Genomic DNA, 12,310 nt, shown 5'->3' on the forward strand with positions numbered 1-12,310 from the left:
TGCGCAATCTAGCTCGAAAGACTGGGAATTCGAACGCTCTTGACATACGGAACATCTTTTCTCCAGGATGTGTCAAAACTCGAACCGAGGAGGCGAGGTGACCGCACCGTGACGGCATCCGCTCGGGCCGACGAGGCCACCCCAGCCACACCGACCCGGACGGAGACCCGGCGCCGTACGGCACGCGGGCGGCGGGTGCCGCTGCGGGCCCGGCTGCGCAAGGACCGGACGCTGCTGTTCCTGTGCCTGCCCGGCCTGCTGTACTTCGTGCTCTTCTACTACCTGCCGCTAGCCGGCAACGTCATCGCCTTCCAGGACTACCAACCGTTCCTGGGCTTTCGCGGCAGCCAGTTCGTCGGCCTGACCAACTTCACCGAGCTGCTGACCGACGCCGACTTCTGGTCCGCGGTCCGCAACACGCTGGAGATCACGGTGCTGCAGCTGGTGCTGTACTTCCCGGCGCCGATCGGGCTGGCGCTGCTGCTCAACTCGATGCTCGGCAGCCGGATCAAGCGGTTCGTGCAGACCGTGGTGTACCTGCCGCACTTCCTGTCCTGGGTCGTGGTCGTCGCGATGTTCGGTCAGGTGCTCGGCGGCGCCGGTTCGATCACCACGCTGCTGCGCGACCACGGCGTGGACATCGGCAACGTGATGGCCGACCCGGACACCTTCAAGCTGCTGGTCACCTCGCAGGTGATCTGGAAGGACACCGGCTGGGCGACGATCATCTTCCTGGCCGCGATGACCGCCATCGACCTCGACCTGTACGAGTCGGCCGCCTGTGACGGTGCCGGCCGCTGGCGCCGGATGTGGCACATCACCCTGCCGGGCATCCGCGCCGTGACGCTGATGCTGCTGATCCTGCGGTTGGGCGACATCCTGTCGGTCGGCTTCGAGCAGCTGATCCTGCAACGCGACGCAGTCGGTGCCGGTACCTCCGAGGTGATCGACACGTTCGTCTACTACCACGGCGTGATCGGTGGCGACTGGGGGATGAGCACCGCGGCCGGGTTGATGAAGGGCGTCATCGGGGTGGCGCTGATCGTCGCGGCCAACAAGCTCGCGCACCACCTCGGCGAGCAGGGGGTGTACCAGAAATGAGCCTGTCCAGCCGGGTGCTGGCGCGGATGTTCCGGGTCGACGTGCCGCCGTGGATGGAGGAGCCGACCCGGCTGGGGCGGCTGCTCAAGGGCGTCGCGCTGGTCGTCATCTGCGCGCTGGTGATCTACCCGTTCCTGATCGTGCTCGGTACCAGCCTGGCGCCGCGGCAGGAGATCATCGACGGCGGTGGGTTCGTGCTGGTCCCGCACCATCCGACGCTGGAGGCGTACCGGGTGGTGCTCTCCGGCGGCGTGGTGGCCCGCTCGGCGGTGGTGTCGATCGGCATCACCCTGGTCGGCACCGCGGCGAGCCTGGTGTGCACGGTGATGCTCGCCTACGGGCTGTCCCGGCCCCACACCACCGGTACCCGGCCGATCCTGCTGCTGATGCTCGGCACGTTCCTGTTCGCGCCCGGCATCATCCCCAGCTACCTGGTGGTCAAGCAGCTCGGGCTGCTCGACTCGTACGCCGCACTGGTGGTGCCGGTGCTGCTCAACGCGTTCAACGTGGTGGTGGTCCGGGCGTTCTTCCAGGCGATCCCGGACGAGCTGATCGACGCGGCCCGCATCGACGGCGCCGGCGAGGTCCGCATCCTGACCCGGATCGTGCTGCCGCTGTCGCGCGCGGTGCTCGCCGTCGTCGCGCTCTACTACGCGGTGTCCTACTGGAACACGTTCTTCAACGCGATCCTGTACCTGTCCGACTCGTCCCGGTGGCCGCTGCAGGTGATCCTGCGCAAGTACGTGATCCAGGGCGACTCGATGACCGCGACCGCGCTCGGCGTGCAGACGCTGCCGCCGTCCCAGTCGCTGCAGATGGCGGTGCTGGTGATCGCGATCGTGCCGATCGCCGCGGTCTACCCGTTCCTGCAGAAGTACTTCGTCCGCGGCGTGCTGACCGGTGCCGTCAAGGGCTGACCTCGACCATCCACAAGGGAGTGTCCACATGACCAGTGACGGTGTTTCCCGGCGGACACTGCTGGGTGCGGCCGGTGCCGCCGGCCTCGCCGCGCTCGCCGGCCCGGCGCTCGGCGGCTGCTCGACGAAGGCCGGCAGCGGCGGTGCGACCGCGTCGGCGAAGGTGAAGCTGCCCACCTACACACCGTTCGCCGGTGGCGAACCGGACCTGCCCGGCTCGGCGCAGGGCCTCGACCCCGGCTACCTGAGCTTCCCGAAGAACGCCAAGGCATCGGTGTCGGCCGCGCCGGGCAAGGGCGGTACCGTCACCTCGCTGACCTACGGCGAGACCCAGCTTCCGCCCGCCGAGGGCAGCAACACCTACTGGCAGCAGCTGAACAAGCGCCTGGGCGTCGAGCACCTGAAGGTGCGCATCGGCAGCGACGACTACCCGACCGTGTTCAACAGCATGGTGGCCGGCGACAACCTGCCCGACCTGGTGTGGGTGGCGCCGAACCAGGGGCTGCAGCACATCGCGGAGCTGGCCCAGGCGAAGTTCGTCGACCTGACCCCGCACCTGTCCGGCGACAAGGTGCTGAAGTATCCCAACCTCGCCAACATCCAGGAGTACGCCTGGAAGACGGCGGTGATCAACGGCAGGATCTGGGGCGTCGCCGTGCCGTACGGCACGTTCGGCCAGGTGTACAAGGTGAACACGAAGCTGTGGGAACCGGTCGGCGGCGCGGTCTTCCACGACGCCACCGAGTTCCTCGACAAGTGCAAGCAGATCACCCACGCCAAGTCGAACCGGTACGCGCTGGAGAACGGCCAGTACACCCTGCAGAACTGCCTGCACATGGTGGGGGAGTGGCACGGCGTGCCGAACGGCTGGCGCTCCTCCGGCGGCAAGCTGACGTACTACATCGAGACCGACGAGTACGAGGCGGCGCTGGAGTTCGTCGTCAAGCTGTACAAGGCGGGGGTGTTCTTCCCGGATCCGAAGATGAGCAACCCGGACGACAAGATGGCGCAGGGCGCGGTCGCCGCCGCCGTCGCGTCGTTCCCCGGCTACCTCGGCTCGCCCCGTACGGTGAAGTACCCGGTCGGCGCGATCGTGCCGTTCGGCTACGACGGCAAGGCGAAACCCACCTTCGACCTCGGGTACGGGTCGGTCGGGTTCACCGCGATCCGGGCCAGCGGCAACGACAAGCGGGTCGAACAACTGCTCGGCATCCTCGACTACCTGGCCGCGCCGTTCGGGTCGGCCGAGCGCAACTTCCTGCTGTACGGCACCGAGGGCACCCACTACCGGCTCGACGCGCACGGCAACCCGCAGCTGACCACCAAGGGGCAGACCGAGACGCTGCTGTCCGGGCCGCTGCAGTTCCTCGCCAACTGCCCGGAGTACCTGTACACGCCGAGCAACGCGCGGTTCACCTCCGACACCTACGCGCTGGAGAAGAAGCTGCTGGCCATCGCGCAGCCGAACCCGACCAGCGGGCACTACTCGGACACCAACACCGCCAAGGGGCCGACGCTGAGCCAGCTCTACAGCGACTTCGTCGCCGATGTGGTACAAGGGCGCAAGCCGATCTCGGCGCTCAAGCAGCTGCGCACCGACTGGCGCAACGGCGGCGGCGACAAGATCCGGCACGAGTTCGAGCAGTCCATCGCGAAGGATTCGTGACGGCTGCGGTGACCGGGCGCCGGGACCCGGCCACCGGAAAACGGTGCGGCGGAACGGAGTGCGGATGAGCGGGCGCGGTCCCCACGTGGTGCTGATCGTCTCCGACGACCACGGGTACGCCGACCGGGGGCGGCTGGGCAGCCCGGACGCGGTGACGCCGGCGCTGGACCGGCTCGCCGCCGAGGGCGTCGGCTGCACCGACGCGTACGTGACGGCGCCGATCTGCAGCCCGTCCCGCGCCGGCCTGATCGCCGGCCGGTACCAGCAGCGCTGGGGCGCCCGCTGGTTCGACTCGTCGGCGTTCGCGCCGGACGGGGCGAGCCTCGCGGAGCGGTTCGCCGAGCTGGGCTACGCCACCGGCTACTTCGGCAAGGTCCACTATGGACAGGAGGGGCCGGGCGACCGGGCCTGCCCGCCGCACCACGGCTTCGCCGAGTCGTACTACGGGCTGGCCGGCCGGCAGATGGGCCGGCTCAACTACCTGCACCACTCCCGCGCCGCGGTCGGGCAGTACGGGCCGGAGGCGTCCTGGCGGATGGCGGTGCAGCCGATGTTCGACGGCGACGACGAGGTGGAGCTGGAGGGCTTCCTCACCGCCGAGCTGGGCCGCCGAGCGCGCGAGTTCGTCGGCCGGCACGCCGACGAACCGTTCTTCTGCATGGTCGCGTTCAACGCGGTGCACAACTTCTGCTGGCAGCTTCCCGCGGACGAGCTCGCCCGGCGCGGCCTGCCCACCCACGCCGACTGGGACGAGGGCGGTGACCCCTACGCCGACTGGTACGACGGGGCGATCAGCCCGAACCTGCCCCACGGCCGGGACTACTATGCCGCGCAGCTGGAGCTGATGGACGCCGAGATCGGCCGGCTGCTCGACGAGCTCGACGCGCGCGGCCTCGCCGACGACACCATCGTCGTCTACCTGACCGACAACGGCGGCTCCACCTGCAACTACGGCAACAACGCGCCGCTTTTCGGCACGAAGTACACGCTGTGGGAGGGTGGCATCCGGGTGCCGTTGCTGGCGCGCTGGCCGGGCGGCGGCATCACCGGCGGGCACGACCGCTCGGGCCTCGTCTCCTCGCTCGACCTGTACCCGACGCTGCTGTCCGCGGCCGGCGCCGAACCCGGCGCGTACGCGGACTCCGACGGCATCGACCAGGGCGCGCTGCTGCGCGGCGAACGCGGCGCCGGCCACGACGCGCTGCACTGGGACTGCGGCTGGCAGTGGGCGATCCGCCGCGGCGACTGGAAGCTGCGCCACGTCGACGAGGACGCGCCCGCGGTGGCCGGGATCCGTACCGTCGAGCACGCCGATCCCGGCGCCGGCACCGGCCTCTACCACCTGGGCGACGACATCGGTGAGACCACCAACCTGGCCGACCGCCGTCCCGACCTCGTCGCCGAGCTCACCGCCGCCCACCAGGAGTGGGCTGCGGGCCTGGCGCGCTGACGCCCGCGGCAGGGCGGGCGCCGCCGCCGATCCGCCGCGCCGACCGGTTCGGATGTGCGCGGCCGCACCGGGTCGGGTCACGTGGCGCGGGGGAGCAGCCGGCCACCCTGGAATAGGTCGTACCCGCGCGCGCCGGGCCGGAAGTGCCACGCCGACGGCGACGCCTCGGTGTCGACGAACACGTCGTCCCCCAACGGAACCAGCGTCACGTCCCGCTCCTGCGGCGGGGACAGCTCGCTCGCGTACCGGCTGCGCACCCGCAACCCGCCGTCCGCCGCCTCGACCCGTACGGTGCGCACCAGGTTGCGGTAGGTCCCGGCGTACGGCGCGGGGTCGACCCGCGGCGGTGCCGCCGGCACCGTGAGCCGGGGCACGGTGACGTCGGCCAGCTCGCCGAGCACCTCGCCGAACAGCGCCTGGTAGAGCGGGTTCGGCTCGCCGCCGTTGGTCAGCAGCACCGCCGCGACGCGCCGGTCCGGCACCACCCGCAGGTAGGCGTACTGGCCGAGCGTCTCGCCGTCGTGCCCGAACACGGTGCGGCCGGCCCAGTCGTACAGCTGCCAGCCGAGCCCGCGCAGTTGCGGCGCCCAGCCGGTCGGCACCTCCGCCTGCGGCTCGCGCATCGGCGCGAGCGCGTCGTCGCGCAGGTGCTCCGCGACGAACGCGAGCACGTCGGCCGCGCGGGCGAGCACCCCGCCGGCAGGCCCGATGGAGCGCGGGAACCCCCACTGCGACACCGGTTTCCCGTCCTCGTGGCCGATCGCCGTCGCGTACCGCAGCGCCTGCTCGGGCAGCGTCACCGTGTGCGACACCCCGAGCGGTGCGAGCACCACCGACGACAGCGCCGCGTCCCAGGTGGTACCGGTGAGTGCCTCGACCACCCGGCCGGCGACGCCGAACGCGGCGTTGGAGTAGGAGGTGCCGGCGCCGACCGGGTGCACCAGCGGCAGGTCGGCGCAGGCCGCGACGTACCGGGCCAGGCAGTCGTCACCGCGGCCGGTGTCGTGGAAGAAGTCGCCGTCGATGCCGCTGGTGTGGGTCAGCAGGTGCCGCACCGTCACCGCGTCGGTCGCCGCCGGCTCGGACAGCCGGAACTCGGGCAGGATCGCGCGCACCGGGGTGTCCAGCGTGGTCCGGCCGGCGTCGACGAGCCGCTGCACGATCGTCGCGGTGTACACCTTGCTCAGCGAGCCGAGCTGGAACAGCGAGTCGGTCGACACCGGCGCACCGGTGTCGACGTTGAGCACGCCCGTCGCCACCTCGTGCACCGCGCCACCGGCCAGCACCGCCAACACCGCCCCGGGCACCTCGGCCGCGGAACTCAACTGCGCCAACCGATCCCGCCACCGCGCCGGGTCGAAGTCCATGCCGCCGAACCTACCCAACCGGCCCGGCGCGGTCGAGCGGCGCGGGTGTGTTTCAGATCGTCCGAAGACCCGCCAGCGCGCGGGACAGTATCGCCGGGCTCGGCGGCGGCCCGTCCGGGCCGGAGACCGCGACCAGCCGCCGGTCGACCAGCTCGTCGAGCAGCACCCGCACCGCCACCACCGGTACGTTCATCAGTGCCGCGATCTCGGCGACCGCGCTGGGCCGGACGTTCACGATGTCCAGCACCCGCAGGTGCGCCGGGTCCAGCCCGTAGACCGCGGCCAGGTCACCGGGCCGCCCGTAGACGGTCGCGGTCCGGTTGTACGGGGTGGCCGCGACCCGGCCGCGGGCGACCATGTACGCCGCGACGATCGGCAGCTCGTCGTCGTCCGCCACGCCGTGCGAGGTCCCCGTCCGTTCCCCACCCCCGGCCTGCCAGCCGCTCGCACCGTCCTGCCAGCCGCTCGGGCCGGCGTGCCAGCCGTTCGACGGCGCCGCGGGACCGCCCTGCTGCCAACCGTCCCGGGCCGCCCCGGGCCCGGCGGGCTGCCGGCCGTTTCGCGGTGTTCCGGGCCCGGCGTGCGGCCGGCCGCTGGACGCCGCCCCCGGACCGGGGTGGTACCCACCGTGACGCTCCGGCCCGACCTCGGCGTGCCGGCATCCGTGGTGCGCTGCCCCGATGTCCGGGTGGTGCCAGGCGTTCGGCCCGGGGAGCGCATCGTCGGGGGGCCAGGGCGCGCGGTGCCGGTGGCTGATCGGTTCGCTCGCGGTCATCACACGCCGCCCCGGGCGGGCAGCAACGCCGCGGCGTCCACGTCGTGCAGCAGCTCCGGCGGGATCAGCACGATCGCGGTGGTCCCGCCGTACGGGCTGGGTCGCAACGTGACGGTGATCCCGTGCGCGGCGGCCAGCCGGCCGACCACGGTCAGCCCCAGCCGGGCCGCGTTGAGTACCGGCGGGTCGGGGTCGCGCGCGGTCGCGGTCAGCTCGGCCAGCGTCGCCGGCCCGGGCCCGTCGCCGCGGTCCTCGATCTCCACGCAGTACCCGTGCGAGCCGAGGCTGCCGGCCACCGTGACCGGCGTACCGGGCGGTGAGAACCGGGTCGCGTTCTCCACCAGCTCGGCGAGCACGTGGATCAGCTCGGCGAGCGCGTCCGGCGCGACCTGGCAGTCCTGTACCGGCAGGAACGACACCCGGAGGTGGTCGGTGGTCTCCTGCACGGCGGCCTGCAGCACGTCGACCATCCGCTGCGGTCGCCGGTGTGTCGCGGGCGGCCGGTCGCCCATCGCGATGACGATGTTGTCCACGGCCCGCTGGATGCGCTGGGCGTGCGCCTCCAGCGCGTACAGCCGGGTGGTGTCGTCTGGGGTCAGCTCGGTCGAGCGCAGCCACTCGACGATCGTCGCGCGCAGCGCCCGGGTCGGTTCGGCGAAGCGGTGCGCCAGCCCGAGCGCCAGGTTCAGGTCGTTCTCCCGGCGCGCCTCCTCCAGGGTCGCGGCCACCACGTCGGTCGCGAGCGTCTGTTGCGCCCGGGCCACCGCGCCGAACTCGTCGGTACCGTGGTGGATCGGGCGCAGCACCGACTTCGGGTCGACGTGCTCGCCGTGCCGCAGCCGGCGCACGAAGCGGCCCAGGTCGGCGGACAGCTGGTGCGCGTTGTCGGTCAGCCGGCGCAGCTGGGCCAGCACGTGTGCGGGGGCGAGCCGGATCCAGACGACCGCCACCGCGGCGGTCAGCGCCGTACCGACCGTCGCGACCAGCCAGGTCGCGGTGCGCAGGGTGCCGTCGTCCAGGCGGGTCGCGGCGTACCAGGTGATCACCGTCGCGTACGACACGAGCAGCGCGAGCACGACCAGTACTCCGGCGATCGCCAACCTCAACCGGGTCTTCAACCGTGCCGATCGGAGAGTTGCCACGTCATGTCCGTTCGGGGGTGGGGACATTCGGCCGAGGTCACCGCGCCGCGACCCGACCGGGGCCGGCGGGCGAGTTGCGCGGTGCAGCTTCCTCTCCTGGTGCAACGACGGGCCGCGCCACCAGGACACGCCGCCACTTCGGGCCGGGACGGTGACGTTGTACGCGGATCACCGCGTTTCGCCTGCCCCGCCGCGCCGATCGGCGGCCGCACCCCGGCGGTCTCGCCGCAACCGCGGCCGATCTGCGGTGCGCCCCGGCGGTCTCGGCGCAACCGCGCCGGTGGGCTTTCCGGGCGGACCTCACAGGCCGATCTCGGCGGAGACCCAGTGCCGCGGGGTGAGCGTGACCGTCACGAACGCGCCCGGATCGGCGACGATCCCCGCGACGTAGTCGTCGAGCGCCGTACCGGACAGGTAGCGTCCCGCGATCTCGCGCACCACGTCCGCGTCGACCGGGGTGAGGCCTGCGGTGCCCTCGATCCCGACGTACCGGTAGGTCGGGCGGTCCCGCTGCACCAGCACCGAGCAGCGGCCGGCGAGCCGGATCGCGGCGGCCTTGCGGGACGCGGCGCCGGTGAACATCACGACGTCGCCGCCCGGCCGGTACGCGTACCAGACCGGCACGACCAGCGGCCCGCGGTGGCTGCCGTCCTCCACCGCGAGCGTCGCCACCAGCGGCGTCGCCAGCAGTTCGTCCTGCTGCGCCTGGTCGAGTGCCATCGCGTGGACCTCCCGTCGACCGGCCCGCCCGTCGCCGCCATCGCGACCGTGTCGCCGGTGTCGTGGGCCGGAACCTCTTCGCCGAACGCTATCCCGCGGGCCGGCCGGGAGCCGTCGAATCGCTGGTATCGGCGGCACCCCGACCGCGGCCGGCCGCCGGGTCGGTCGGCTGTCGGGGCCGGTGCCGGTCAGCAACCCTGCCCTGCCTGCCGGCCCTCGCGCACCCGCTTCATCACCTCGAGCATGCCGATGGCGAGGATGATCAGCGCCGCGCCGGAGTACCACGCGGCCGGCGCGGTCCAGGTGCCGTTGACCTCGTGCAGGAAGCGCGGGTCGAAGATCGCCCGATCCCAGACCAGCCACGCCAGCGGCAGGGTGAAGGCCGCCTCGGCGACCAGGTAGCCGACCGTCGACCGGGCGTCGCGCACCCGGCCGAACGCGCGGTGCAGGTCGAGCGCGACCAGGGCGAGCAGCCCGAGCAGGATCGGCCAGGCCAGGCCGGACCACAGCGCCGGGTCGAGCACCGGCAGCCGGTCGCCGTTCGCCGCCCGGTACGGCAGGGCGAGCTGCTGCCAGACCAGCAGGACGGCGAGCGCCGCGTGCCAGGTGGCCGAGGCGACCGGCGCCGCGGTCGAACGGTCGGCCCGGCGCACCGGCCGCAACGCGTCCGGTGTCCAGGCGGTGGTGCGGGCCCGCTCGTCCCGGTGCTGGTAGCGGGACAGCAGGAAGAACGCCAGCGTCAGCCAGGCGAACACCTGGGCGCCGACCGTGATCAGCGAACCGATCCCCGACCCGATCGCGCCGCCGAGATCGTTGTTCTCCACCAGGTCGGCGACCATGGAGACCAGCACGACCACCGGCAGCACGGTGGCCAGCAGCATCGTCAGCACCCGCACGTACGTCGGGTAGAGGTCGGGGCCGATCAGCGCGAGCGGTCGGTCGGCGTAGCGCGCCGCCAGCCGGATCGGGTCGCCCATCTCGGTCAGCACGGCCCGCTCGGCGGCCGCGCGGTCGGGCTCGTCCCGCGCCTCCAGCGTGTCGGCGATCGTGGCGCGCAACTCGCGGCCGACGTCCTCCCGGCTGGCGGCGGGGATCCGGCGGACCACTTCCTGCACGTAACGCTCGGTCAGGGTGTCCATCAGGCCTCCTTGGTCAGGCGGTCGATCGTGTCGACCAGGTCGTGCCACTCGCCGATCAGCCCGTCCCGGACCGCGGCGCCCGCCGCGCTGATCCGGTAGAACTTGCGCGGCCGGGACTCGTCGGTGTTCCACTCGCTGGTCAGCAGCCCCTGCTTCTCCAGCCGGCGCAGCAACGGATACAGCGTGTTGCCGTCGACCGCGACGCCGGCGGCGTCGAGCGTCTCGAGCAGCGCGTACCCGTACTGCGGGGTGGTCAGCAGGGCCAGGCAGGCCAGCACGACGGTGCCCCGACGCAACTCCTGCGCCTGGCTCGCGATCGCTTCGGCGGTATCCACGCGCCACACAATACTGTGCACCACACACTAATGTCCACCGCCCCCCAAGGGAGCAAGTGAGGTGGCGAGACGACACGTGGGGAGGGGCGAAGCCCCCTCCCCACGGTTCCCCCGCAAGGGGTCGACGCAGCGAACAGAGGTGGGCTTTGCACCAGCACCCCCGAACGCGCGCTCGATCAGCCGACGAGCCCGGCGTCGGCCACCACCTCGGCGGCGAGCGCGTCGACCTCGGCGGCGGCCAACCCGCGCGCGGTGAACCAGTTCCCGACGTTGCGCACGTCGCGGGTCAGCAGCTCCCGCCCGCGCGGGTGCCCGATCACCTCGACGATCTGCGGTACGTCGATGAACACCAGCCGCCCCTCGTGCACCAGCAGGTTGTAGGCCGACAGGTCGCCGTGCGCGTACCCGTCGCGGGCCAGTACGAGCAGCCCGTCGCGCAGCTGCCGCCACAGGTCGTGCAGCTCGTCGCCGGCCGGCCGCAGCTGGGCCAGCCGCGGGGCGGCGGCGCCGTCCGGCTCGCCGATGAACTCCATCAGCAGCTCGGTGCCGACGATCTGCACCGGGTACGGCACGGCCATGCCGTCGCGCCACATCCGGCACAGCGCGTCGAACTCGGCGGCCGCCCAGGTACCGGCGATCGCCTCCATCCCGAACGAGGTGCGCTTGGCGATCGCCCGGTTCACCCGGGACTCGCGTACCTTGCGGCCCTCCAGGTACCCGGCGTCGCGGTGGAACATCCGGTGCCGGGAGTCGCGGTACCGCTTGGCCGCGAGCAGCACCGCCCGATCGGTGTCGGGGACGGCGCGTTCGATCAGGAAGACGTCGGCCTCCTTGCCGGTCTTCAGGATGCCGAGCTCGGTGTCGACCGCGCCGAGGTCGGTGATCACCCAGTCCGGGTACGGTTTCGGGCCGCGTTGCAGCGGCTGCGACTGGTCCCAGGTGGTCCACCGGTCGCCGAACGGTGGGCCGTCGGACACCGGCCCGTCGTCGGCCACGCCGAAGCGGTCGGCGAACTCGGCGAACGCGGCATCGAGGTCGTAGTGCGGGGCGTCGTCCAGGCGCGACTTGCGGCCGTGGCGGCGCATCGGGGTGAAGCTGTCCTGCTCGTCCACTGTGGTGGGTCTCCTTGACGGCGCCCACCGTGGCGTGTGGTCAGCCGGTGGGCGAGGCGATGGGAAGGGCGTCGTCGGCGCCCCGCGGGGCGCGTGGCAGCACAGAGACAGCCATCGGTCACCCCTCCCTTCGTCCGTCGGGACACTGCCCGACACCCTGGCGGCACCCGCTCGACCGGCAGGCACTCGACCGAGCCGCACGCTAGTGGTGCCCCGGCCCGGCCCGCAACCGAATTTCCGGCAGCCCCGAATTCTGTCGGCCCCGAGCCTCCGCCAGCCCCGAATCTCCGTCAGGCCCCGAATCTCCGCCAGCCCTGACCGACACCAGCCCTGACCGACACCAGTCCTGACCGACACCAGTCCTGACCGACGTCAGCCCTGACCGAGCCGCGCCGACCCGGTGGTACGGGCGCGCCAGCGGCGACGCAGCCGGCGGCGGGCGGCGGCCGGCGGGCCCGGGTGCGTACCGGCGAGCGAGTCGGTGGCCCGCTGCACCCGCCGGGTCAGCGCCGGCAGCCCGGACAGCTGGCCCGCGGCGACCCGTTCCAGCGCCGGTACCAGCCGGATCAAGGCGGCCGCCGACCGG

General features: G+C 72.4%; 12 protein-coding genes. 4 read left to right on the forward strand and 8 right to left on the reverse strand.

All coding sequences use genetic code 11. The features are described from left to right. Positions 1–108 precede the first annotated feature (108 nt). The 4 genes from NUM_RS21340 (at position 109) to NUM_RS21355 (ending at position 5,134) form a co-directional block, all read left to right on the forward strand. Complete coding sequence (locus NUM_RS21340) at positions 109–1,101, forward strand: ABC transporter permease (protein ID WP_225918742.1); 993 nt, start codon at positions 109–111, stop codon at positions 1,099–1,101. Then, positions 1,098–2,018, forward strand: coding sequence for a carbohydrate ABC transporter permease (locus tag NUM_RS21345; protein ID WP_225918743.1), 921 nt, complete (start codon positions 1,098–1,100; stop codon positions 2,016–2,018). The genes NUM_RS21340 and NUM_RS21345 overlap by 4 nt, the downstream gene beginning before the upstream one ends. A 28-nt stretch (positions 2,019–2,046) precedes the next feature. Then, positions 2,047–3,684, forward strand: coding sequence for a type 2 periplasmic-binding domain-containing protein (locus NUM_RS21350; RefSeq protein WP_207126685.1), 1,638 nt, complete (start codon positions 2,047–2,049; stop codon positions 3,682–3,684). Positions 3,685–3,748: 64 nt separating this feature from the next. Continuing rightward, entirely contained in the window at positions 3,749–5,134 is a 1,386-nt protein-coding gene (locus NUM_RS21355) for a sulfatase family protein (protein WP_207126686.1), read from the forward strand. Positions 5,135–5,211: 77 nt separating this feature from the next. Here the strand turns inward: NUM_RS21355 and NUM_RS21360 are convergent, their stop codons facing one another. The 8 genes from NUM_RS21360 to NUM_RS21395 all read right to left on the reverse strand — a co-directional run. Continuing rightward, entirely contained in the window at positions 5,212–6,501 is a 1,290-nt protein-coding gene (locus NUM_RS21360; protein ID WP_207126687.1) for a serine hydrolase domain-containing protein, read from the reverse strand. Positions 6,502–6,553: 52 nt separating this feature from the next. After that, positions 6,554–6,898, reverse strand: coding sequence for a DUF742 domain-containing protein (locus tag NUM_RS21365; protein WP_207126688.1), 345 nt, complete (start codon positions 6,896–6,898; stop codon positions 6,554–6,556). Between the two features lie 377 nt (positions 6,899–7,275). Beyond that, the gene (locus NUM_RS21370) at positions 7,276–8,418 is read right to left on the reverse strand and encodes a sensor histidine kinase (protein ID WP_207126689.1); all 1,143 of its coding nucleotides are present in this window, start codon (positions 8,416–8,418) and stop codon (positions 7,276–7,278) included. Positions 8,419–8,718: 300 nt separating this feature from the next. Further along, on the reverse strand, positions 8,719–9,138 hold the full coding sequence (locus NUM_RS21375; protein ID WP_207126690.1) for a pyridoxamine 5'-phosphate oxidase family protein: 420 nt from the start codon (positions 9,136–9,138) through the stop codon (positions 8,719–8,721). A 188-nt stretch (positions 9,139–9,326) separates the two neighbouring features. Further along, on the reverse strand, positions 9,327–10,277 hold the full coding sequence (locus NUM_RS21380) for a hypothetical protein (RefSeq protein WP_207126691.1): 951 nt from the start codon (positions 10,275–10,277) through the stop codon (positions 9,327–9,329). Continuing rightward, positions 10,277–10,612 carry a PadR family transcriptional regulator gene (locus NUM_RS21385; RefSeq protein ID WP_207126692.1) on the reverse strand — a complete coding sequence of 112 codons (336 nt, stop codon included), beginning with the start codon at positions 10,610–10,612 and terminating at the stop codon, positions 10,277–10,279. Before NUM_RS21385 ends, NUM_RS21380 begins: the two co-directional genes overlap by 1 nt. 176 nt (positions 10,613–10,788) lie before the next feature. Beyond that, entirely contained in the window at positions 10,789–11,697 is a 909-nt protein-coding gene (locus tag NUM_RS21390) for a serine protein kinase RIO (protein WP_207126697.1), read from the reverse strand. Between the two features lie 399 nt (positions 11,698–12,096). Further along, on the reverse strand, positions 12,097–12,310 hold a 214-nt coding region (locus NUM_RS21395), incomplete at its 5' end, for a hypothetical protein (RefSeq protein WP_207126693.1).

The sequence above is a fragment of the Actinocatenispora comari genome (assembly GCF_017312725.1).
GTDB lineage: Bacteria > Actinomycetota > Actinomycetes > Mycobacteriales > Micromonosporaceae > Actinocatenispora > Actinocatenispora comari.